The following is a 23,141-nucleotide window of genomic DNA, read 5'->3' on the forward strand; positions in this document are numbered from 1 at the left end:
CTATCTTTTATAGCGTGACCGCTCATACCGATGCCGATACCAACGGCAGGCGCTGCGTAATAGCCGGGCGCGTGCACGTAGCTGTGAGCGGGCGCCGGGGCATAACCATACGGTTTGTTCTCAATCGCTCCTACTGTGCAGCAGTGCAAACGAAAAGTGGCCCATCAGCGGAGCCGGGGCAGACCTGAATCCCTAACAGATCGCCTCAGAGCTCAGAAGCAGGAACATTGTAGATCGAGCCGCCTTGAGGCAGATCTCACTGGCGATTACACAGCCTTACGCGATATGACTGCGGTTACCGGATGTCGCATCGAAAATTCATGTGGCCGCCCGTTCCTTGTTCCTTGCGGAAAGCCGCCTTGTCCGCGAGGCGAAGCAACTCTAGGAGCGAGCGGGCTCTCATTTTTAGCATGACGCGCCTACGATGGATTTTAATCGTCGTTTCGGCGGCGCCCAATTCGCTTGCGACCTGCTTGTTGCTAGAGAATGGCGCTATGAGCCAGGTACTCAGTTCGGTTGTGGTGCAATTCCGGCGCGTCGGTCTGTTACTCTCGAGCTTTTGACGACCACAAGCCAATGAGTAAGCTGAATGATCTCGAATGGTTGTTCAACGGGCGTCATTTCGACCGCGAAGTCATCGTCCTTTGCGTGCGTTGGTATTTGCGCTACAAGCTCAGTCTGCGTGATCTTGTCGAGATGATGGCTGAGCGCGGCCTGTCCCTCGCCCACACTACGATCCTGCGTTGGGTGAAGCGCTACACGCCGGAGTTCGTCAAACGCTGGAATCGGTTGGCTACGACAGCAGGTCAATCGTGGCGGGTCGACGAGACCTACGTGAAGATTCGCGGCAAATGGGCCTACCTCTACCGCGCCGTTGACCGGGCGGGAAAGACGATCGATCTTCGCCTCAGCGCCAGGCGGGACGTGGCGGCAGCAAGGGCGTTCTTCGCAAAGGCAATCAGGACTCAGGGACGCGCTCCTGAGACGATCACGCTGGACGGCTACGCAGCATCTCATCGGGCGATCCGCGAGATGAAGACCGACGAGTCGCTACCCAGGCGAACGAAATTGCGATCCTCGAAGTACCTGAATAACCTGATTGAGCAGGATCACCGCTACATCAAATCGCGGGTGAACGCGATGCTCGGATTTAAGCGGTTCCGCAGCGCTGCCGTCACCCTCTCTGGCATCGAACTGATGCATCGCATTCGCAAAGGCCAGTTCGATCTCACCAGCATGCACCTCAAAGATACCACCTCGCCCTCGATTTGGATGGCGGTTCTTTCAGCTCGCTAAGGTATCCGAAGCAAGATCGATTTCTCGCCCGCCTACCGAGTTTGCACCACAACCGTTTGCTTCATCGCCGTTGCGGGTATGCGTCTCCGAACGAACCGACGTGCAATGTTTTCCGAAGCTCTCCTACAGAAAGGACCGCTTCTGAACGCATCGCGGACAGCTAACGTGCGGATGGCCACCGGCGAAAAGAGAGCACGCAAACTAAGGGCCGCCCCCATACTTCCCCCTTACCTGCGAGATATGCAGGGACATAGTGGCTGGCGAGTTTTTCGCGCATCGCTGCATGAGGTCCGCGACACCGTTGACTGATTTCGGGCCGAGCACAATAACAATCAAGCTCGCCGTCTGTGATTCTCCCGACTTGAACTCTGACACGCGCTTACAGATCCCCTGCTTTTGTCCGGCATCCTTATTACATGCGAGATGATCGACGGCACCGGTATTGCCTGCAATCATCTTCTCGAGATCGGAGCCTCGGTCGGCCAAAAGGTGTTTGCTCTGCGGAAAGGAACAACACCGCTTTCCTTTGACTGGCAGACAAAAGTGGCCGGCAGATCAGGCGCTGAATTGGCGAGGATGCCGGCATTCCCTATTCGGCGTGGACGCTGCTTTGCGATGCGGCTGGGCTTGGGCGAATATCGCGGATGCGTAACCACATCTGTCGCGAAAGAAAATGGAAGACCGGCTCGGCACCTCAGAGTTGGGTACCTTCCAAGACGGACTTTTTTCTTTATCGAACTACCTCGACCAGCGCTCCCCCGTCGTTTACGCGGAGCACATTGCCTTCGGGCGTCATTATTCGGGGAAGGTCTGCCGCGCGCGGCACCGCAACCTTCTTAAGGCCATTCCCCGCGTGCTTGTTCGCTAAGGATTTCACTACCGGGTCTGCGCCCCGGCGCGGTGTAGCGTTGGATGTGTGACGTGAGAGAACCGCAACCTTGCCTAGTTTAGGCTTGCCGTTTCCGGACGGCTGCATCCGCGCCTCAGGCGGGTTCCAGATTTCAACGTAGTGTTCGCCTGCGACTCCAGTCGATGCAACAGCAAGCAGCATTACACCCGCGCTCAAAAATCGAAACATGTTCTCTCCGTATGTTCTGGTGCCGTTCACGCCCGGCACGATTTCGCGGTGCCCACACATGAACCGTCGCAGCCAGCACAGTAATGACGGTTACGCACCGCCCCGTCAACACTCCAGACGTTGGTTTGCGTCGGCGTAGGGGTGCCAACAGTACGGCCATTTTCGCACGCGTAGAACGTCGGTTCCCCCGACTTGCTGCGGCGGATGGCTTCATCGATTTCCTGCTCGCCGAACACTGCTTTCATGTCTGCAACAAACGCCGCGATTTCCGGCATCGGATGGCTGGCGGCCTTGCGAACGCCTGTATCCATCTAGCCGCTCCCCAAAAAAGTGTCCGTTCGTCGCCACGAATTTCCGTGTAGGATACTGTACATTCATACAGGTATTTGCGCAATTCAATGACTGTCCCGTCCCCCATTCCGGATGCAATCCACCCGTCGCTGTGGACCTATACCCTAACGATGCATAGTTTGTGACTTGCGAGCATGCATGCGTTGCGCGACATGGCTTTCGCGTAACTCCTCATTCGATGTATGACTACATCGAAATACATCGTTTTGAGCGGGCCCCGGTAGCTTCGTGAACGATCCGGTTTTTGGGAAAAGGATGGCTGGGTACGGCCACAGGAACAGACGGTCAACCGCGCTGCCCAGATCGTCAACAATCGCTCACCGCCCCCTCGCCGACACGGACCCGCAATGCTGGTTCGCCTCCTCACCGCATCCGACGCACTGTCGTTCGAGCTTCTGCGGCTATCAAAGACCTGCGCGATCCGATGCTCGATTGTCGCCTAACAGCAAAAACTCTCGAGCATCGGCTTACTCCGCGAGACTAGCCAGCGCGGCAGCACGAATGAGCCGTGTCTCCTGTGCTGTGATCAGATGGCCCGATGCCTTGAGATAGGCCGGGAAATCCCGATGCGTATCGCGTGCGAGGCACCGTCGTTCGTAGTCCGCCAAATCGTCATACCCCCACAGGTGGGTGAATTGGTTCTGCGGTCCGACCAGACTTGTCCAGAAGCCGAGCGGATGTCCAAGCGTCTCGAGCAGGATTGGCATGGCGAGTCTGTCAAACACCTCTAGAAACTCAGGCATCTTGCGCAGCGAGATGGTGTAGACCCGCAAATCTAAGAGGGGCTTTGCCAGAAACATCGGTTGGGTATTCATGCGTACACCTTCTCTTTGCGGGCCATGGCTTTGGTGGCGATGGCGTTACCGGTGACATAGCCGAAAGTCATGTTGGGCCCATGGGTGATACCCGCGCCCGGATAGTTACCGCCCATCACGCTGCGCCGGTCATTGCCCACCGCGTAAAGGCCCTCGATCTGGCTGCCATCGGCCCGCAGCACCTCGCCGGTGACGCTAGTCCTAAGACCGTCAAACGTGCCCAGATCGCCCATCACCACCTTCACTGCATAGAAGGGGCCGGTCGTGATAGGCGCAATGCAAGGATTGGGCTGGTTGTCCGGATCGGCAAGATAACGGTTGAACGACGTGCGTCCGCGCTGGAACGCCGGGTCTTCGCCGCGCACGGCGTCGAGATTGTAGGTAGAGACCGTCGTCTCGAGCGCATCAGGAACAATCCCGCAATTACGCGCCAGTTCGCCGAGCGTCTCGCCCTTGACGAGGTAGCCTTTGCGTAGCAACGGGCCCACCGGCATCGGCGCGGGCTTGGCATAGCCGAGTCCATACTTGCCGAGCGCCACCTTATCGCAGATCAGCCACATCGCCGTCTCCCGTTCACCGTCACAGGCTCGCATCAGCGCCGCGCCAACATCGTGGTAGGAGTTCGATTCGTTGGTGAAGCGCCGACCGTTCCGCAGCACGCCGATCACGCCCGGCTTGTAGCGGTCGAGCAGGTGCGGGAATACGCCTGTGCGGCCCTTGCCGAAGGGCACTTTCGATACCGGCATCCACGCCGACGCATCGGCGAAGCCGAGCGCCACGGCACCCCCTATCTTCTCCGCCATGCTCAGACCGTCACCCGTATTGCCGACGGGAGTGGGCGAGAGATGCTCACCTCCACGCTTCACATGCGGATAGACCTGAGCGATGCGCTTGAGATCGTGCGGGAAACCGCCGCAAGCCAGCACGACGCCGTGCCGCGCGGTAATCCGAAGGTCACCGCCCGCTGCGCTCGCGCGCACACCGACCACCTTGCCGTGCTCGCTCAGCAGTTCCTTCACGGGCGTCGAAGTGAGGATCGGGATGTCGATCGCCAGCGCCGACTTCGCGAGCCTCGCGGCGAGCGCGTTGCCGCTCGTTACGTTGATCCCCCGCCTGTAAAGCACCAGCTCCTTGATGTGCGTAGCCAGACGCCGGGTCACGTAGAGGAACGAAACAATGGACTTGGTCGCGCGGAAGAAGTGCTTGAGGTCCGCATTCGAGGAATTGAACATCATTCCCATGAACGTGATCGTCTCGAGCGGCGGCTTGAGGCGGAGCATGTCCTTGCCCAGCGCGCGAATGTCATAGGGCGCGGCGAGGATCGAACGACCAATGTCGACGCCGCCGGACGCATCCGGGTGATAGTCCGGATAGAGCGTCGGCACGAACTTCATCTCGGTCTCGCGCTCGAAGAACTCGACCATTCTCGGCCCGTTCTCGATAAAGCACTGGACGGCGGCGGCATCGTAGTTGGTGCCCGTCTCGCTCATCATGTATTCGCGCACGCGCTCGACGCTGTCAGCCGGGTTCTGCTGTCGGCCGTATTTGCTCAGCGGAATCCACAAGACCCCGCCCGACAGCGCGGTCGTACCACCGAACACGGGCTCCTTTTCGAGCACGATGACATCGAGGCCGCGCTTGCGTGCAGTGATCGCGGTAGCGAGGCCCGCGGCACCTGATCCGATCACGACCAGATCGCAAGTGATCTCCTTGGCCATATCCACTCTCCTTGTTATGGTGTGATGGTGCTCAAGCGGCCGGCGTGGCGTTGAAGCCGGGGCGCGGGACCATGTCCATCAGCATGCAATCGAGCCCGCCGTCGACGAGTACCTCCGCGCCATTGACGTACGCAGCCAGGTCGGAGGCAAGGAACAGGGCGGGGCCGGCGAGGTCTTCCGGCTCGCCGATGCGACGGCTCGCGGTGGCGGCGGCGCGGCGAGCTTCGAAGCCAGGTTCCTCGTAGAACCTTGCGGACAGCGCCGTGCGAATCATGCCGGGCAGCACGCAGTTGCTGCGCACCCCGCGCGGGCCCCACTCCGCCGCTAACTGCCGTGACAGCAGCAGCACGCCCGCCTTGCTCGGGCTATAGGAACCGCTATTGGTCTGCGGACTGAGCGCCGCAATCGAGGCGACGTGGACGATACTGCCCTTGCCCGCCGCCAGCATGTCGCGGCCGAAAGATCGGGCACACAGAAGATAGCCGGTCAGGTTAACGGCGATGGCCTGATTCCAGTGCTCGATCGATACCGTCTCGAGAGGTCCGGCCCGCAGAAGCCCGGCATTGTTGACGAGCACGCTGACCGGCCCGAGCGTTGAGCGAACCTCGTCAGCAGCTGCGGCAACCGAAGCTTCGTCCGACACGTCGCAGCGGATCGCCTGCGCCACCGCACCGGCGCTCCGAAGTTCGGCGGCGACAGCTTCCGCGCCAGCAAGATTCCAATCCACCAGCGCCACATGTGCTCCGACATTGGCGAACGCGCGCGCGATGCCGGCACCAATGCCACTGCCAGCACCCGTGACCACGCAGACCTTTCCGTCAAGGTTCAGAGCGTAGGGGGGCGACCCAACAGCGCGATTTTCAAGTTCCTGTCTCATGTAGTTATCCTTTCTGAAATCTCAATGCGATTTTGCTTGCTGAAACCCGTACCGCCATTGAACGCCCTAAGCGCCTGTGGAACAATGGACAGAGATCATATACAGCAGGACATAACGTGCATCATGGCCAATGACCAACAGCGCCGCCGGACCGTTCTGCATTTCGCACTCTATGGCGCGGAAACCGACCAATCCTGGGTCGACATGGTTCATTACGAACGCATTCCCTTGCGTGCCGGCCGATTCGACTTCGACATCAAGCCGCACATTCATGACGCGCTGATCCAGGTGCTCTACGTCACCGCCGGGGGCGGCGAGACCTTCATCGACGGCAAGAACTGGGCAGTCCAAGCGCCATGCCTGATCGTCGTGCCAGCGCGCTCGGTTCACGGTTTTCACTTCCGCAGCGACATCGACGGTCACGTCATCACTGCCGCGCAGTCCGCGCTGGAATCGCTGGCGATGACGGCCGCGCCAGAGCTGCTGGAATTCATCCGCACGCCGACGGTGCTGTCGATCGATCCCGACGTCGAGCGCGGCACACCTCTAAACACCCTGTTCGAGTCGATCAGCCGCGAGGCGGAGAGTCACGAGCGTTGGCAGTTCACCGCAGGCGCTGCACTGGCGATCAACTTGTTCGTCAAGATCGGGCGTCTCAGCGAGAGCGCCCGGCTTTCGGTCAGTTCCGAACAGCGGACCATGACCGGACGGATAGAGCGGTTCCGCGCGTTGCTCGACCGCCATTGCCGTGAGCGGTGCCCGGTCGCCAGTTATGCCGACGAGATGGGCGTGAGCACCGGCCAGCTCTCGCGCATCTGCCGCGCCACATTCGGGGTGTCGGCAATCGAGGCAATCGATGCGCGCTCGATCCATGAGGCCAAGCGGTTACTCGGCTATTCGACGCTCAGCGTGAAGCAGATCGCCAGTGAACTGGGCTTTCAGGACGAGGCCTATTTCGGTCGTTTCTTCCGCAAGCAGACGGGGCTGCGGCCAACCGAATACCGCTCCGCGGCCCACGATCGATCCTTGCGGCCTGAAAAGGGGAGCGCGGGCTGACGCGACCGCGCCCCCCGTCATCTGCTTTAGGCCGATCGTCCACGGAACTTGACGAACAGGTGTTCCGGCCCGGAGTTGGTGAGGTTGTTGCCCCGCACATACTGGATCGGCCGTGCCGGATCGAGTGCGATATCGCCAACCTTCCTGGCCAGAGCCTTCGTCGCGATCAGCGTCTCCAGCTTGGCGAGGGGCGCGCCGAGGCATTTGTGCATACCGTTGCCGAAACCCAGGTGGCCGCTGGAATCGCGGTCGATGTCGAACGTCTCACCCTCGGCAAACTTGCGGCTGTCGCGGTTCGCAGCCGACAGCAGCAAGCGCACCACCGCGCCTTTGGGCAGATCAATGCCGGCGACTGTGGTCGCCTCGGTGGTCATGCGGCTCACGCGCTGAACGGTGCCACGATAGCGCGCCACCTCCTCGACGAAACGGTCAGCGTCGGAGGGGGTTTCGCGGATACGTCCCAGCAGGTTCGGCTGTTCGGCGAACATGCGAAAAGTGTTGGCGACAAGGATAGTCGTCGTGTCGTGCCCGGCGATGAAGACGAAGGCGCACAGCTCCTTCGCTTCCTTCTCCGAAAGCAGCCCGTCCTTCCACATGCGCGCGATATGCCCGCCAATCGACTGACTGTCGGTACGAACGAGCCGCTCCATTGCTTCCTTCAGGTAGGCGAAGAAAGCCTGCGCGCTCTGCTCGTCGGTGCCGGTTCCCGGCGCATTGCGTGCGAGGCGCCCGAAGTAACTGAAAGTCTCGTCCGACCAGAACTTCATTTTCTCTTCATCCTCGTTCGGCACGTCGATCATCGCGGAGATGGTCGAGATGCTGAGCGGGATAGCGAAATCGTTGACCACATCGCCGCCGCCTTTCGCAATCATCGCGTCGAGCAGGTCCTCCGCTCTCTGCCCGATCTGCTCGATAAAGGGATCGAGCGCCAGCGGCAGGAAGGACGGTTGGACGACCTTGCGCAAGCGCGAATGGTCGGGCGCATCGAACAGCGTCAGGAACGTCAACGGTGGCGGGCTGACGACCTCGGAGGAAAACAGCTTGGGATTGCGAATCGCCTGGTAGACATCGTCATAGCGCGACAGGAACCACACGTCCGAAGTCGCCGACTGGCAACGCAGCACCGGCGCATGCTCCCGCATCCAGCGGTAGTGCTCGTAAGGGTCGCCTTGCGAGCCGTCATCGACCACCTTGAACGGCTCTAGCCCCTCGGGCCAGTCCAGTTCGTGAGAATAGGCCGGAAGGCTCTTGGCCGTGAATGGGCAAATCTGCGGCGCGCTCTGCGGTGCGGCGGCCGGGGGAGCAGGTGGCGCTGCGACCATGGGTGCCGTCTTGCCTATCGCCATACGCCCTAGCGCCCGGCTCATCGTGGCCTTGGAATGGAGCGCATGCCGCGCAATCATGTCCCGCGCCGCGTTCAGGTCGCCCAGTTCGAAGGCGGCGACAATGTCCCGGTGCTGCTGGACGATATCGCCGACGATCTCGATCTGGTCGGTCAGCGCGCGAGCGATGTAGTCCTGCACGGCCAGTTGCCGGTAGAGCGCGATCAGTTGGTCGTTGCCGGAAGCTTCAATGGTGAACAGGTGGAAGGCATGGTTTGCCTCGATGTAGCGCGCAACGTCGGTAAAGCGCCGCCCGGACACAACCGGTGCCGTTGCCTCGGCGAGCTGGCGGAACGTGATCAATTGCTCGCTCGACAGCCGGCCCATGGTCAGCTGGGCCGCCCCGAGTTCGAGCGCCATGCGCAAATCGAAGGCTTCATCCACATCGACAGGAGCGATGCGCTCCTCGCCGGTCTGAACGACCAGGCCGGTGCCGGCAAACTTCTCGTAATAAAAGTTGCGCGGCGTCAGCCCTTCGGACGAGAGAAAGTTGCGCACCGCATCGACCATCGGCGGCGGCCCGCAGAGGTACACATCCGCATCGCCATCGTTAAGCTGAGAAGCGCTGATGTGGTGGGTCACATAGCCTTTGTTGGGGTGGGCACTGTCGGGGCTGGAGACGGTGCAGGCATAGGTGAAGTTCGGCAGCCGCTGCGCACAGGTTTCGAGCCGGTCGATGCCAACCAGATCCTCGTCGCTGTTCACACCAAGAATCATGTGGATCGGATACGGACTGCCGCCTTCCGCGACGATTTTGTCCAGCATCGACAGGAACGGCGCGAGGCCAGTGCCACCCGCCAGAAACAGCACCGGCCGCTCGATGGGGCGCAGGTAGAAGCTTCCCAGCGGGCCACGAAACTCGATTGAATCTCCTACTTTGGCGGATTCGCAAAGCCAGGTCGACATCGCCCCTTGACGCACATTGCGCACAAGGAAGGACAAACGCGGCTCGGACGGCCCCGAACTGAAGGAGTAGGAGCGGGTCTGATCGGTGCCGGGTACCCGGATGTTGACATACTGCCCCGCAAGGAAGCCGAGATCCGCGCGGTTCTCCAACTCGACCGAGAAGGCGATCGTGGTGTCCGACGCGCGTTGGCAGGCGACGATCCGTCCTTGGTGCGAGGACGGTCCGGTCCCCGAGACATCGGAATTCGTGGCGAGCTGGATCACGCAGTCGGAACGTGGGCTCATCTGGCAGGTGAGAACCTTGCGTGCGCTCGCCTCTTCCGGGCTGAGCGCATCTTCCACGTAGTCGCCCAGAGCGTAGTCGCCGGACTCGCAGACCGCCTTGCAGGTGCCACACACACCATCACGGCAATCGAGTGGAATATTGATCTTTGCGCGAATGGCGGCATCGGTAACACGCTCGCCCTCCTTGCACTCGATGAAGCGGGTCACTCCGTCCTCAAAACGGAGGGTTATCTGATGTGCCATGGCGGTGTCTCCTCTAGAGCCGCCCGACCATTCCGCTGCGCTGGCGGTTTGCTCGGGCGGGGCGGCGCGCGAGATAACCTCTTTCTCGCAAGCGCCCGGTGGGTTCAATGCCGCCAATTTAGAGCCTGAGCCGCGTCCTCCTCAACGGACAGAGTCGACGTTCACCCGGACAAAACGTGCATCGTGATGGAAGCCGGATGACCGGACTAATCCGGACCTCATTTGCCGGCTGAGTCCGGAAAATACCCATTGATCGCATTAATTCCGCCGCGCTTCGGAGCGGGATGATCGCCACTGCTTGTTCGCTGCGTGCGCCTATTGGCCGGGTCGGTCTACGTCACAGCGTGTTGCATTTCGAACGTCCCTTCTGGACCTAACGCGTATAACAATCGGGAGGCACTTCCCGAAGGACTGCCACGCCGGGTTGCACACGAAGAAGGCAGTTTGTCAGCTTATGTCGAGTGCCCTAGCGGTTGAAACAAATGTCAACCATTCGAACCTTCAGTACAACCCATGAATGTCCGGTTTGGGAAAAGGTAGAGGACCGCTCCGGGTCGCATGCTGCCGCTCGTAGCACGCACGGGTCGATCGCACGACGATGTGCAAGGTACGGCCCATCTCCAGCCGTTCGCGTGATACCGTGCGCGTTCCTCGGAAACCCAAGAGGAATCAGTTGCGCACACGGAATCGCGTTGTTCATCCTGTTCGGTACGCAACCGACCACGACCGATGACACCGGAGGTACGACGTAGTCGTGCGGGAAATGCCCCGAGATATGCTTCCTGCATGGAACTCGACCCCCGTGACCTCGATAAAATCAGTGCCGTCACGTTGCAGCACTACGACGCGCATGCGGAAGATTTCCGCGACGGCACGTACGACCACGACGTCACGCAGAACATCGCGGCGCTGCTGCACCATATCGAAGTCGAGCCCCCTCTTACGATCCTGGATTTCGGCTGCGGGCCGGGGCGAGATCTCAAGGCCTTCACCGCACTCGGCCATTGCGCGGTCGGCCTCGATGGCGCCGAGCGCTTCGTTGCAATGGCGCGTGACGCGACTGGCTGCGACGTCTGGCAGCAGGATTTCCTGCATCTCGATTTGCCGGCCGCGCACTTTGACGGCATTTTCGCCAACGCCGCGCTGTTCCACGTCCCGAGTCAGGCGTTGCCGCGCGTGTTGCGGCAATTGCACGCGACACTGAAGCTCGGCGGCGTGCTGTTCAGCTCCAACCCGCGCGGCACGAATCAGGAAGGCTGGAGCGACGGCCGCTACGGCGTCTACCATGATCTCGAAGCATGGCGACGATATATGGCGGGCGCGGGATTCGTCGAAATTGAGCATTATTACCGGCCCGCCGGCTTGCCGCGTGAACGGCAGCCGTGGCTAGCCAGCGTGTGGCGCAAGCCGGTCGCCTGAGACGCCAGGGGCTGTCATCGTATGCCCGCGTTGAGCTTGGCAGATGCTTGCGTTCAAACCGCTTTGATGCAGCGCAAAGCAGCCGATTTGCAGCACTGTCCACCGCGCAGAGCAACGGCCAGTCGTGGATCTCGCACAATCGGCAGAAGCGGGGACGCCTGCCGTCGGCCGCGACAGGCAGCGCGCGGCCGATGCTGTTGAAAAAGTCGCTGCTCGCTGCTTTCGATCCGCCGGCGAAGAATTCGACCTCTGAGATTGGCCTACAAACCGCTCGTGAACATCGGTTAAGGGTAAGAGACCCCTGAAAACCTTGCGGGAAAGACGGCGACCGACTTTTTCAAATGTGAGGGACTTCCCCAACCTGAGGCGACGTTGAAGTCGCACGGCATCGAGTGCCAGGATTGAGGTGTCAGCCATCAATCTGAACAGGAGGGGAAGTCATGGACCAGCTTACTACCGTCGGAATCGACCTGGCAAAGGATGTGTTCGCGATCTGCGTGCTCGACGTCACGGGCGCGGTGCTGCAGCGACGCGTGCTGCGACGCGAGGCGTTCATCCGATGGGCTGAACAGCTATCCCCGTGCCGCGTCGCGATGGAGGCCTGTGGTTCATCCCATCACTGGGGGCGCTGGTTCGCCGCGCGTGGTCACACGGCCCGGCTTATTCCAGCCGAGTTCGTCAAGCCGTTCAGGCCCGGTGGCAAGAATGATGCGGCCGATGCTGAGGCCATCGCCGTTGCGGCGCGGCAGCCGACGATGCGTTTTGTAGCGATCAAATCCGTCGAGCAGCAGGCGATCCTGGCCTGGCATAGCGTGCGTAATGGCTGGCAGGAGGAACGGACAGCATTGCTGAACCGCACGCGCGGGCTGCTGGCAGAATTCGGTGTGGTAATTGCTCGTTCTGCGGACCGTTTTTTCAGCGCGTTGCCGATCCTGATCGAAGACACCAGGCTGCCTGACCCGGTGCGTGCGATGCTGCTGGAGGTGCGCGAACAGCTGGCCGCGCTAAACCTGCGGCTCGCCCGCTGCGACCAGCAGATCGCCGCTCACGCCAGAAGCAGTGACGTTGCAAGACGCGCCAGCGAACTGCTCGGCGTCGGTCCGGTGACCTCAAGCGCGCTGGCCGCCACGGTGCCCGACGCGAAGGTCTTCAGAAATGGCAGACAGTTCGGTGCCTGGCTTGGCCTGACGCCTCGCCAGCACAGCTCGGGCGGCAGGACACGGCTCGGACATATCAGCCTGCGCGGCAATGTCTATCTGCGCACTCTGCTCGTTCAGGGTGCCCGAAGTACGTTGCAGTCGGCGCTGCGTGCCGATCCCACGCACGCAAGCCGCCTGCAACGATGGATCAGGCAACTCCATGAACGCAAGGGCTATCACAAAACGCTGATTGCGATTGCAAACAAGCATGCCCGAATGCTATGGGCGATGCTCGCCAGGGACGAACGCTACGATGCCGATGCCTGGCAACGCCACCCGATGCATCCGCCGTTACCGCCCGCTACCACCTGACCTGATTTCAGCATAACTCAACTACTGCTCGACGCGATAGCAAGACGAGGTCGGACCGAACAGGAGAAGAACCCGAGGATGCTGTTGGCGAGTCGCTACCGCATGAGGCTTACTGCCTCATGCCTGTTCGCCGGTTTTCAAATGGGGTTCTCCTGGGCGGCTCATATCATGGCCGCCCGATACGTTTCGGGCAACAAGGCCGTTTGCAAAGACGCAGTCTGTTCCTGGTATTGCTTCGACGCGACAGCAGCAGCCGATTTGAGGAAAATGAAATGACTACGCCAACCGGCCCACCTGCATGTGCGCGTCAAGTGTCTGCAAGCGTCAAAAAAATCGAACCCCGATCTTGACTCTCGGGCGAAGTCCTTGCAAACAGCATCGGCCATGAAGCGTCATTCGCCCGCATCGGCGCTCGGACATTCAGGCGTCGGATCCACCCATAGAAGCGGCCATTCGATTCACGATTGTAAATGTTGCCTTATCGGTCCCGTCATTCGAATATTGACGTTGGCCAGGCAGCTACGGCTCGCTTTTCTGACATTCGACGGTCGGCGGTCGGCGGTCGCGAATGACAGGTCCCGCAAAAGACGAATTCGTACTTTCGGCGCATAACCGGCATCCGAACCAGTTTCAGCACTGTCCTTGATTGCAGGGTCTGCAGTCATCCGACAGAGGAAATATTCTGATGCACCGCTACGATCTACCCAGGCAAGTCTACGGTCGAAGGGCACGCGACAACGGTGCAATCCCGGCTAGCTTCCATGAGTCTTCACCAACATCGGTCTGCGCCCGAAGAAAAAGGGAGGCATGCTCCATGGGCGCCGATCGCTCAAGAAACTTCCGCCGTTTCACTTGACTTCTATTTAGATGATGACTACCATCTAAATCAATAGATCGTCTTGGAGACGTCGCAGTCATGCGGAAATCGAGGATTGAAACTGCCGAGACCCGTCAGCGAATCATTGACGTCGCGGCACGCAAGTTTCGGCTCAACGGCATCACCGCGACGGGCCTCCACGACGTCATGTCCGACGCCGGGCTCACGCATGGCGGCTTTTATCGGCATTTCGAGTCAAAAGATCAACTGGTTGCCGAGGCGTGCGCAGTCGCGACGAAAAAGCTCGTTGTTACGCTGGAAGATGCCGCCAGCGAGAGCGACGGCGAAGATGGCTTTCGGGCCATCGTCGAACGCTATGTATCAACGATCCATCGCGACGACGTCGCGGATGGGTGTCCCCTTTCGGGAATGGGCAGTGAGTTGGCGCGCTGCGACGAAAACACCCGTGTTGCCGCCTCTCGAGGCTTTAGCAAGCTCATTGATCTGGTAGCAAAGCAGCTGGGTCGGCAGCGGTCGGACTCGACGGAGTCGAGGGCCGTCTTTGCAGTAGCGGCCATGATCGGCGCAGTCACTATGTCCCGAATCCTGACGGATAGCGATGCTTCGACATCGGTTCTGAATCACGTAAGGGAACATCTCGACGCAATTTAGGCGATACGGAGACTTCGCTATCGGTCGAACGCTTATCTTTTAGTGTGCATATGCACTTAAACAGAGGAAATGACACACATATCCTTGCGACGTCGGGCACCGGTATGAGCAGCGCCTTGCACCCGGGAAGAGTGCGCATACCTTCAGAACGGAGTATCAACATCATGCGACAACGCAAATATCTCGTTACGGCCGCCGCTGGCAAGACTGGCGTTCACACAGTTCGTCATCTTATCGAAGGCGGTCACAGTGTGCGGGCCCTTGTTCACAAGGAAGACGAAAGAAGCGAAGCACTTCGAAAGGCCGGCGCGGAGGTCGTGGTGGGCGATCTGCTTGAACATGACGACGTGATACGCGCCACGCAAGGTATATCGGGAGCCTACCTCTGCTATCCCGTGCGTCCAGGGTTCATCCAGGCAACCGCATACTTTGCGGACGCGGCGCGTCGCGCAGAGCTCGAAGTCGTTGTGAACATGTCGCAGATATCCGCCCGCGAAGACGCGAAGAGTCACGCGGCCCGTGATCATTGGATCGCGGAGCGTGTGCTGGATTGGTCAGGTGTGCCGACCGTCCACATCCGTCCGACGTTCTTCTCGGAGTGGCTGACTTTTCCGTGGGTGCGCGACCCCATCGTGAAGGAGGGGAAGATCACGCTTCCCTACGGCAACGGACGCCATGCACCGATCTCCGCCGAAGATCAGGCGCGCGCTATCGCCGCAATTCTCACTCAGCCGTCAACCCATATCGGTAAGACGTATCCGCTGTATGGTCCCGTCGATCTTAGCCAGCAAGAGATTGCCGACGCCGTCAGCCACGTGACGGGTCGCAAAGTCGTCTATAGCCCGACAAGCATTGAGGCGTATCGCAAGCATCTGGAAACATACGATTTGCCCGAATTCTTGATCCAGCACTTTATCGAAGTGGCAATCGATTACCAGAACGGCATCTTTGCAGGCACGAATGACTTAATCGAAAAGATCACGAGACAAGCGCCGCAGACCATCGAGGCGTTCGTTGCCGAAAACCGCTCGGCGTTCGAGGTGTAGTGCTCCCTTTGTTTTGTTCTTCATCGCCACCCGAGCTCACCACGAGGCAGCTTTTCTTGTATTCGATTGAGCTGCAACTACACAAAATAATGCGGTTTAGTGCCCTTCAATCGCCTGACTTGAACTACTGCGACGCAAGGGATGGCGGACTTGATGCTGTTTATCCAACTTGGAGAAGAATTATGTCAGCCAACAATGGTGGTCGTCACCCATTCCTTGACGACCTGACCGCGGATGCCGAATTAACAAGTACTGTCCTGCGCCGAGCCGTGTCGGGGCGTGAAAACATTAAGAAACTGATTGCTGCGGTCGACTCACTATACAAATCGCAAACGCCGACTTTCTTCGGTACCGTTGAGAATCGTAGCCTGCTTCAATACGCCGCGGAGCTTGGAAACGGAAAGACGCTCTGTGGAGTCGCCATTATCGAGCGGAACCCGGACGGCGGCGTTCCCCGCGTAAGCGTCACTTTCAGTCCCATCGACTCTGTCATGTCACTCGCTGCGCGGCTTGGGTCACTGCTTGAACAGGACCTTGGCCCAGACGTCTTCCTTTGATGCGAGCACACGTCTCGCGGGACATTCCCGGCAACGGCAAACAGTATTTGAGGATGTTCGTAACTCGTATCGCTATCCCACCATGACAGGAAAACTACCATGAAGCATTTCAGCAAGACGTCCAGCCTTCGTTTGAGTCTTATCGCGACTGGTTTCGCCGCGGCTTTCTACCTGATGCCCGCGAATGCAGCAAGCGTCAAGACCGCACCGGTGAACGGCATTTCGACCACATTCCAGACAGTACCAACCCAGTTCATCAATCTCGACGGCACGCGACTCGCTTATCGTCGATTCGGAAAACGCGGCGCTGTTCCGCTGGTGTTCTTCCAGCACTTCGTGGGCAACCTGGATAGCTGGGACCCCAAGGTCATCGATGGCTTCGCGCGTGACCGTGACGTAATCCTGTTCGACAACGCCGGAGTCGGCAGTTCAGGCGGTGAAGTGCCCACCACGATCGAAGCGATGGCAAAGGAGGCAATTGCCTTCATTCACGCGCTTGGCATCACAAAGACTGATTTGCTCGGTTTCTCGATGGGAAGTCTCGTCGCTCAGGAAGTAACCGCCGAACAGCCTGATCTGGTTCGCCGTGTCGTGCTGGTGGGGAGTGGGCCGCGAGGCGGCGCAGGCATGGCGACGCTGACTCCAGAGTTCCAGGGATTCCTGGCGAAGAAACGCACGCCGGAGCAGGACTTGTTGCTCGACGTATTCTTCACCCAGTCGGATGCATCGCAAGCTGCCGGACGCGCGTTTCTGACGCGAATCCACGCGCGAAAAGTGGATCGTGATGCTGCCGTCGACGCCAAGGTGGCTCCTGCCCAAGTTGCCGCTTTTGCAGCTTGGGGTGTCCCGAGTGCGGACTCCACCGCTTATCTCAAGGCGATCAAGCAACCGGTCCTTGTGGTCGCCGGCAGCAACGACATCGTCCACTACACGATTAACTCCTACACGCTGCAGCAGAACCTGCCGGATGCCCAGTTGATTATCTACCCGGACTCGAATCACGGAGCGCTCTATCAATACCCCGATCTGTTTCTGAAAGACGTGACTGTTTTCTTGAACCAGCCCGAGTAACAGCCGGCTCGCTCACCATCAGGTCACCAAGCCCGAGCTGTGCTGACGCGCAGTACGGGAACATCCGTCATTGCTCGCACTCCCAGGTAAGCGCCAATCCTGTCGCGGTTGCCAGGAACGAATCGATTCAAGATACGTTTCACACTTGCGCTGTCACCAATTCGCGACACGCATCATCCAAGGCTTCAGCTATTTCATTGCGCCCATAGCTGCTCGGGTTGCTTCCGGCTGAAGCCGTTGTCGGGCGAGGCTTACCCCCGCCGGTAAGCACCACCTTTTCACAGCGCACACTCAAACTCACGATTTCGTCTCCAAGGTAGGCGGGATGCCGCGCGGTGTCAGCCACACGAACACCACTACCATAGTATGGTCGGTGTGCGAAACCTTGGTTCGACTCGACCGTCCTCACGGGGCGTAACGTCGCTCGGCAGTGCCGCGTGCGTACCGGCCACCAGAAACGGGGCCGGATCGCACGCGAGCCTCGGCCATTGCGGCGCAGATTGCCGCGAAATTGAGGCAGTATCCGCGCACTGAGCGCTTTGCCAAAGGTTTGTGGCGGGTGGTGTTTCGCATACCAAAGATGCGAACGCAGTGCGATCACTGAAGCTGGGCGGCTTCGAAAGGGATGGGTTAGAATCACTGTATATTTATACAGTATCTACGTGAGCGATTCCGATGACCCCCGCTGCCGCCCTTTACACGCAGACACGTCCTCCTGACGAGCGCGCACGTTCGATAGACGCTCTACTCGACTCAACTATGTATCCCGCCTTGGGGGGAATAACGCTGTGGCGAGCTTCGCAGCTGGCCGCCGGCTTCGATCGCGTGGTGTCGTGCGGCCATGCCGCGCTGGCCGCCGAACTGCCGGGCGGTGGCTGGCCCGCGGGCGCGCTCACCGAACTGCTCACACCGCAGCCGGGCTGCGGTGAACTGCGTCTGCTGCGGCCCGCACTGGCGACCGTCGGATCCCGCCCCCTGCTCCTGCTGCAGCCGCCGCACCGGCTGCAACCGGCCGGTCTGGCGTGGCTGGGCATTCCCGCAGCGCAGGCCTGCGCGCTGCATACGCCGCGCACGGCTGACGCGCTGTGGGCCGCCGAGCAGATCCTGCGTGCCGGAACCTGCGGCGCCCTGCTCTTCTGGCAGGCCGAAGTCCGGCAGGAAGCGCTGCGGCGCCTGCATCTGGCCGCGCAGGCCTCCGACACCCTGCTGTTCCTGTTTCGCCCGCTCGCGGCCGCCCAAGCGACGTCGCCGGCGCCACTGCGACTTGCGCTGCGAGCCGCCAGGGGCGGTATTGAAGTGACCTTCGTCAAGCGCCGCGGACCGCAGCGCGACGAACCCGTTTTCGTTCCTCTCGTACCTTCACCTGCCCTGTTGAGCCGATATGCAACTCTGGATCGGCGTACATCTGCCGCACCTCGCCCTCGAGTCGTTTCTCCCGCGCTGGTCGATGCCACGCAATGAGGGCGGGTTTGTCGTGCTGGAGAAGGACCGCGTTGTCGCGCTCGACCGCGCGGCGCACTCGGGCGGGATCGTGCCCGGCATGCGCCGCGGTGGCGTGTTGACGCTCGTCCCCGACGCGGTCATCCGGGAACGTGATCTCACCCGTGAAGCGGAGCTTGTTCGTGGCATGGCTTTCGCCCTGCTGCAGTTCACCCCGCACGTGGTGCTGGCGGAGGAATCGGTCGTGCTGGCCGACGTCTCGGCGAGCCTGCGGCTCTTCGGCGGCATTCGACCACTGCGCCGGCGGGCGCGCGAAACGGCGACCGCGTTCGGCGTGACCGCGACACTCGCCGTTGCACCGACGGCGCAGGCCGCGTGGCTCTTCGCCCGAGCGTCGGGTGGCATTGCGCTCACATTGCGATCCGTCGATCGCGCCCTGCGTCGCGTGCCGTTACCTGCCCTGCCGCTTGCGCGCCCCTACGCCGAATGGTTCGACGGACTGGGATGCGAAACGGTCGACGACGTCCGGCGATTACCCCGCGCAGGCCTCAAGAAGCGCTGCGGCACGGCGCTGCTGGATGCGCTCGATCGCGCGACGGGCGCGGCACCGGAACTGTACGAATGGCTGGAGTTGCCCCCCGCCTTCAGCGCGCGGCTCGAGCTGCCCGACCGGATCGAGCATGCGGAAGCCGTGCTGTTCGCGGCGCGGCGGCTGATCCTGCAGATGACCGGTTGGCTGTCGGCGCGACAGCTGGCGATCGCGCGGTTTGTACTTGAGCTCGAGCATGAACGCGGGCGCGCGGCGGTGCCGCCGACGGCAATCGAAATCGCGCTTGGCGAGCCGACGTCACGCGAAGAACACCTCGTGCGCCTGCTGAAAGAACGGCTGGGCCGCGTCGAACTGGCCGCGCCGGTCATCGCCGTTCGCCTCGATGCAAAGGACGTCCGCGAAGCGGACACGCCGAGCGAATCGCTGTTCCCGGAGCCCGGCGGCTCGCCGCAGGATCACGCGCGCCTGATGGAGCTGCTCGTCGCCCGGCTCGGCGTGCAGAACGTGCTCAAGGCGGCTCCGGTTGCCGACCACCGCCCGGAAGTCGCCGCACGCTGGCTTCCCATCGGCGAGACCGCCAGACCCATGTTGCCGCCGCCAAATCTTCCGCGACCCACCTGGCTTCTCGACAACCCGGTGCAGCTCATCATGCGCGGCCACCGCCCGTTCTACGGCACGCCGCTGCGCATGGTCTCGCCGGGCGAACGGATCGAGGTCGGCTGGCAGGATGGGCATCCGGTAACGCGAGACTATTTTGTCGCGGAGTCCGAAGACGCGGTGCACTACTGGGTCTTCCGGGAGCGCGTAAGCGCCGTCGAGGAACGCGAACCGCGCTGGTTCCTGCATGGCCTGTTCGGGTGATCGCCCATGGCGCCGACCTACGGCGCACTGCCCGACTATGCGGAGCTGCAGTGCGCGTCCAACTTTTCCTTTCTGCACGGCGCATCGCACGCCGAGGATCTCGCCGCTCGCGCCGCGCAGCTCGGGTATGCCGCGCTGGCTGTCACGGACGAATGCTCGCTGGCCGGCGTCGTGCGCGCGCACGTCGAGGCGAAGAAGGCCGGGCTGCCTTTCATCGTCGGGTCGCACTTCCACCTGACCAACTCCGACGGCTCACCGGCCCTGTCATTCACCGCACTGGCGATGACGCGCGAAGGCTACGGCAACCTGTCCGAGCTAATCACGCTCGGGCGCATGCGTGCCCACAAGGGCAGCTACCGGCTCGCCCCGATGGATCTGGCGCACCCGGAAAAGCCCTTTGGTCACATGCGGGGACTGCCCGAGTGCGTGGCGATCCTGTCACCGGACTACCCCGCCGATGAAGACAGACTGGATACGCAGGTCGAGTGGTTCGTCCAGACCTTCGGCGATCGCGCATGGGTTGCACTGACATTGCACGCGCGTGCAATGGACGATATTCACCGCGGCACCGTCGAACACGTCGCGGCGCGTCACGGCGTTCCCGTCGTCGCGACCGGCGCGCCCGTCATGCATGTGCGCTCACGCAAGCCGCTGCAGGACGTGCTGACGGCGATCCGGGTCGGCAGACCGGTCGCCGAATGCGGCTATGATCTCGCGCCCAACGCTGAGCAGCACCTGCGATCGCGTCTGCGGCTCGCCAACCTATATTCACAGCGCACGCTCGGGGAGACGCTGCGAATCGCTCGCCTGTGCAAGTTTTCACTCGACGAGCTGCGCTATGAGTATCCCGACGAGCTGGTGCCGGCCGGTCATACGCCGACAAGCTACCTGAGACAGGAGACCTACATCGGCGCACATCGCCGCTGGCCGGCGGGTGCCCCCCATCAGGTGCAACTGCAGATCGAACACGAACTCGCGCTGATCGGGGATCTGCGATATGAACCGTACTTCCTCACGGTCTACGACATTGTCCGGTTCGCGCGCAGCGAGGGCATCCTGTGCCAGGGGCGTGGCTCTGCGGCCAACTCGGCCGTGTGCTTTGCTCTTGGCGTGACCGAGGTGGATCCTGCGCGCTCGTCGATGCTGTTCGAGCGGTTCATCTCGAAAGAGCGAGGTGAGCCGCCTGACATCGACGTCGATTTCGAGCATCAGCGCCGTGAAGAGGTCGTGCAGTACATCTACCGCAAGTACGGGCGCGATCGGGCAGCACTGACGGCCGCCGTGACGACGTACCGTCCACGAAGCGCACTGCGCGAAGCTGGCAAGGCGCTCGGCGTGGATCCGGCGATCGTCGATCGCGTCGCGAAGGCTTACCAGTGGTTCGACTCAAGCCGCGATCTGCTCAACCGCTTCGCCGAGGCCGGTCTCGACCCTGATGCACCGCTGATCGTGCAGTGGGCGAATTTCGCGGCGGTGCTGCTGGGCTTTCCACGACATCTGTCGCAGCACAGTGGTGGTTTCGTGATCAGCCGCGGTAAGCTGTCGAGGCTGGTGCCGATCGAGAACGCTGCGATGGCCGACCGCTCGATCATCCAGTGGGACAAGGACGATATCGAGGCGCTCGGCCTGCTCAAGATCGACGTGCTCGCACTTGGCATGCTGTCGGCCATACGCCGCGCACTCGACATCATTTCAGAAAAGCGTGGCGAGCCGTTCGAACTGCAGGACATTCCTGCCGAAGATCCCGACACCTATGGGATGATCTGTCGCGCCGATACAGTTGGCGTATTCCAGATCGAATCGCGCGCGCAGATGAGCATGCTGCCCCGCCTGCAGCCGCGCTGCTTCTACGATCTCGTGATCGAGGTGGCGATCGTACGCCCGGGCCCGGTGCAGGGCGGCATGGTGCATCCCTACCTGCGCCGGCGGCAGGGACTGGAGCCCGTCACCTATCCGAGTCCGCAGATGGAGCAGGCGCTATCGCGCACGCTCGGCGTGCCGATCTTTCAGGAGCAGGTGATGCAGGTCGCGATGCTCGCGGCAGGATTCACTGCTGGCGAGGCTGATCAGTTGCGTCGCGCGATGGCCGCATGGCGTCGCAAGGGCGGACTCGAAGCCTACTACGATCGCATCGTGAACGGGATGCTCGAGCGCGGTTACGACCGCGAGTTTGCCGAGGCCATCTTTGCGCAGATCCAGGGCTTCGGCGAATATGGCTTTCCGGAGAGTCACGCAGCGAGCTTCGCGCTGCTGGTCTACGCGAGTGCGTGGCTGAAGCATCATGAACCGGTCGCGTTTCTCGTCGCGATGCTCAACAGCCAGCCGATGGGTTTCTATTCACCGTCACAGCTCGTGCAGGACGCCAGGCGCCACGGTGTGAAGGTGCTGCCAGTCGATGTGACGCTCAGCAACTGGGATTCGATTGTCGAGGGCGACTCGACGCGCGCGCCGGTACGCCTCGGCATGTCGCTCGTTCGCGGCCTGAAGGAAGAAGCCGCTGCGCGCATCGAGCTCGCGCGCGCAGTGCGGCCCTTTACCGATGTCTCCGATCTTGCACGACGCGCGCAGCTCGATCGCAAGGACCTGCAGGCGCTCGCGGCGGCCGACGCGTTACGCTCGCTCGCCGGCGACCGGCGCGCAGCTCTGTGGCATGCGGTGGCTGCGGTACCGGATCGGGATCTGCTGCGCGGCGCGACTGATGACGACGCGACGCCGGTCCTCGCGCCGATGACGGAAGGCCAGCAGATCGCCAGCGATTACCGGACCTTCGGTCTGACACTCGGCCGGCACCCGCTGGAACTGCTGCGCCCTCGCCTGCTTGCACAGCGCCTGCTGCCGGCGTCGACGCTGGCCGGATTCCGGAACGGGCAGCTCGCACGTGCCTGCGGCATCGTGACGGTCCGGCAGCGGCCGGGCACGGCCAAGGGTGTGATGTTTGTCACGCTGGAGGATGAGACCGGGCAGGTCAACGTCATCATCTGGCCGTCCCTGCTCGAAAAGCAGCGACGCGAAGCGCTCGGCTCGTCACTACTTGCCGTGTACGGCGTCTGGCAGCGTGAGGGTGAAGTGCGCCACCTCGTCGCGCATCGACTGGTCGACGTGTCCCCGCTGCTCGGCTCGCTCGTCACGTCGACGCGAAACTTCCATTAAGAACCGGCGTACCATATTCGCGCACATTCCTTCAAGGAGA

The 23,141-nt window shown here is 61.4% G+C and carries 16 protein-coding genes and 1 pseudogene; 11 read left to right on the top strand and 6 right to left on the bottom strand.

Going from position 1 to position 23,141, the window contains the following annotated elements; all coding sequences use genetic code 11:
- Nucleotides 1–295: 295 nt before the first annotated feature.
- Nucleotides 296–481, bottom strand: a pseudogene (locus RI103_RS38610) (LuxR C-terminal-related transcriptional regulator); the annotation flags it as partial.
- Nucleotides 482–576: 95 nt separating this feature from the next.
- On the opposite strand from RI103_RS38610, the gene RI103_RS38615 reads away from it, so the two are divergent.
- Nucleotides 577–1,296 carry an IS6 family transposase gene (locus tag RI103_RS38615; RefSeq protein WP_310819459.1) on the top strand — a complete coding sequence of 240 codons (720 nt, stop codon included), beginning with the start codon at nt 577–579 and terminating at the stop codon, nt 1,294–1,296.
- A gap of 1,104 nt (nt 1,297–2,400) precedes the next feature.
- Here RI103_RS38615 and RI103_RS38625 read toward each other — a convergent pair.
- The 4 genes from RI103_RS38625 to RI103_RS38640 form a co-directional block, all read right to left on the bottom strand.
- Nucleotides 2,401–2,685, bottom strand: coding sequence for a hypothetical protein (locus RI103_RS38625; protein WP_201108915.1), 285 nt, complete (start codon nt 2,683–2,685; stop codon nt 2,401–2,403).
- A 507-nt stretch (nt 2,686–3,192) separates the two neighbouring features.
- On the bottom strand, nt 3,193–3,540 hold the full coding sequence (locus tag RI103_RS38630) for an NIPSNAP family protein (RefSeq protein ID WP_310819460.1): 348 nt from the start codon (nt 3,538–3,540) through the stop codon (nt 3,193–3,195).
- Nucleotides 3,537–5,258, bottom strand: a complete 1,722-nt coding sequence (locus RI103_RS38635) for an FAD-dependent oxidoreductase (protein ID WP_310819461.1) — start codon at nt 5,256–5,258, stop codon at nt 3,537–3,539. The genes RI103_RS38630 and RI103_RS38635 overlap by 4 nt, the downstream gene beginning before the upstream one ends.
- A gap of 31 nt (nt 5,259–5,289) precedes the next feature.
- A complete protein-coding gene (locus RI103_RS38640; protein WP_310819462.1) occupies nt 5,290–6,135 on the bottom strand; it encodes an SDR family oxidoreductase in 846 nt (281 codons plus the stop codon).
- A 123-nt stretch (nt 6,136–6,258) separates the two neighbouring features.
- Between RI103_RS38640 and RI103_RS38645 the strand changes: the two genes are divergently transcribed.
- The gene (locus RI103_RS38645; RefSeq protein WP_310819463.1) at nt 6,259–7,191 is read left to right on the top strand and encodes a helix-turn-helix domain-containing protein; all 933 of its coding nucleotides are present in this window, start codon (nt 6,259–6,261) and stop codon (nt 7,189–7,191) included.
- 26 nt (nt 7,192–7,217) lie between these two features.
- On the opposite strand, the gene benC is transcribed toward RI103_RS38645, so the two are convergent.
- Nucleotides 7,218–10,007 (bottom strand): benzoate 1,2-dioxygenase electron transfer component BenC, encoded by a 2,790-nt coding sequence (benC, locus tag RI103_RS38650; RefSeq protein ID WP_310819464.1) that lies wholly within the window; start codon nt 10,005–10,007, stop codon nt 7,218–7,220.
- A gap of 786 nt (nt 10,008–10,793) precedes the next feature.
- Between benC and RI103_RS38655 the strand changes: the two genes are divergently transcribed.
- The 9 genes from RI103_RS38655 (at nt 10,794) to RI103_RS38695 (ending at nt 23,101) form a co-directional block, all read left to right on the top strand.
- Nucleotides 10,794–11,426 carry a class I SAM-dependent methyltransferase gene (locus RI103_RS38655; RefSeq protein ID WP_310819465.1) on the top strand — a complete coding sequence of 211 codons (633 nt, stop codon included), beginning with the start codon at nt 10,794–10,796 and terminating at the stop codon, nt 11,424–11,426.
- A 440-nt stretch (nt 11,427–11,866) separates the two neighbouring features.
- Complete coding sequence (locus RI103_RS38660; RefSeq protein WP_310819466.1) at nt 11,867–12,937, top strand: IS110 family transposase; 1,071 nt, start codon at nt 11,867–11,869, stop codon at nt 12,935–12,937.
- 916 nt (nt 12,938–13,853) lie between these two features.
- Nucleotides 13,854–14,426, top strand: coding sequence for a TetR/AcrR family transcriptional regulator (locus RI103_RS38665; RefSeq protein ID WP_310819467.1), 573 nt, complete (start codon nt 13,854–13,856; stop codon nt 14,424–14,426).
- 164 nt (nt 14,427–14,590) lie between these two features.
- Entirely contained in the window at nt 14,591–15,472 is an 882-nt protein-coding gene (locus RI103_RS38670; RefSeq protein WP_310819468.1) for an NmrA family NAD(P)-binding protein, read from the top strand.
- Between the two features lie 182 nt (nt 15,473–15,654).
- A complete protein-coding gene (locus tag RI103_RS38675; RefSeq protein ID WP_310819469.1) occupies nt 15,655–16,029 on the top strand; it encodes a hypothetical protein in 375 nt (124 codons plus the stop codon).
- Between the two features lie 99 nt (nt 16,030–16,128).
- Nucleotides 16,129–17,100 (top strand): alpha/beta hydrolase, encoded by a 972-nt coding sequence (locus RI103_RS38680; protein ID WP_310819470.1) that lies wholly within the window; start codon nt 16,129–16,131, stop codon nt 17,098–17,100.
- A 759-nt stretch (nt 17,101–17,859) separates the two neighbouring features.
- Entirely contained in the window at nt 17,860–18,561 is a 702-nt protein-coding gene (gene imuA, locus RI103_RS38685) for a translesion DNA synthesis-associated protein ImuA (RefSeq protein WP_310819471.1), read from the top strand.
- Complete coding sequence (locus RI103_RS38690) at nt 18,482–19,951, top strand: DNA polymerase Y family protein (protein WP_310819472.1); 1,470 nt, start codon at nt 18,482–18,484, stop codon at nt 19,949–19,951. Before imuA ends, RI103_RS38690 begins: the two co-directional genes overlap by 80 nt.
- 6 nt (nt 19,952–19,957) lie before the next feature.
- Nucleotides 19,958–23,101, top strand: coding sequence for an error-prone DNA polymerase (locus RI103_RS38695; protein WP_310819473.1), 3,144 nt, complete (start codon nt 19,958–19,960; stop codon nt 23,099–23,101).
- Nucleotides 23,102–23,141: the final 40 nt, after the last annotated feature.

The sequence above is a fragment of the Paraburkholderia sp. FT54 genome (assembly GCF_031585635.1).
Lineage (GTDB): Bacteria > Pseudomonadota > Gammaproteobacteria > Burkholderiales > Burkholderiaceae > Paraburkholderia.

Excerpts from the sequence above, each read along its gene's own strand:
- RI103_RS38615 (WP_310819459.1), top strand. The coding sequence starts at position 577 with ATGAGTAAGCTGAATGATCTCGAATGGTTGTTCAACGGGCGTCATTTC.
- RI103_RS38625 (WP_201108915.1), bottom strand. The coding sequence starts at position 2,685 with ATGGATACAGGCGTTCGCAAGGCCGCCAGCCATCCGATGCCGGAAATC.
- RI103_RS38630 (WP_310819460.1), bottom strand. The coding sequence starts at position 3,540 with ATGAATACCCAACCGATGTTTCTGGCAAAGCCCCTCTTAGATTTGCGG.
- RI103_RS38635 (WP_310819461.1), bottom strand. The coding sequence starts at position 5,258 with ATGGCCAAGGAGATCACTTGCGATCTGGTCGTGATCGGATCAGGTGCC.
- RI103_RS38640 (WP_310819462.1), bottom strand. The coding sequence starts at position 6,135 with ATGAGACAGGAACTTGAAAATCGCGCTGTTGGGTCGCCCCCCTACGCT.
- RI103_RS38645 (WP_310819463.1), top strand. The coding sequence starts at position 6,259 with ATGGCCAATGACCAACAGCGCCGCCGGACCGTTCTGCATTTCGCACTC.
- benC (WP_310819464.1), bottom strand. The coding sequence starts at position 10,007 with ATGGCACATCAGATAACCCTCCGTTTTGAGGACGGAGTGACCCGCTTC.
- RI103_RS38655 (WP_310819465.1), top strand. The coding sequence starts at position 10,794 with ATGGAACTCGACCCCCGTGACCTCGATAAAATCAGTGCCGTCACGTTG.
- RI103_RS38660 (WP_310819466.1), top strand. The coding sequence starts at position 11,867 with ATGGACCAGCTTACTACCGTCGGAATCGACCTGGCAAAGGATGTGTTC.
- RI103_RS38665 (WP_310819467.1), top strand. The coding sequence starts at position 13,854 with ATGCGGAAATCGAGGATTGAAACTGCCGAGACCCGTCAGCGAATCATT.
- RI103_RS38670 (WP_310819468.1), top strand. The coding sequence starts at position 14,591 with ATGCGACAACGCAAATATCTCGTTACGGCCGCCGCTGGCAAGACTGGC.
- RI103_RS38675 (WP_310819469.1), top strand. The coding sequence starts at position 15,655 with ATGTCAGCCAACAATGGTGGTCGTCACCCATTCCTTGACGACCTGACC.
- RI103_RS38680 (WP_310819470.1), top strand. The coding sequence starts at position 16,129 with ATGAAGCATTTCAGCAAGACGTCCAGCCTTCGTTTGAGTCTTATCGCG.
- imuA (WP_310819471.1), top strand. The coding sequence starts at position 17,860 with ATGTATCCCGCCTTGGGGGGAATAACGCTGTGGCGAGCTTCGCAGCTG.
- RI103_RS38690 (WP_310819472.1), top strand. The coding sequence starts at position 18,482 with ATGCAACTCTGGATCGGCGTACATCTGCCGCACCTCGCCCTCGAGTCG.
- RI103_RS38695 (WP_310819473.1), top strand. The coding sequence starts at position 19,958 with ATGGCGCCGACCTACGGCGCACTGCCCGACTATGCGGAGCTGCAGTGC.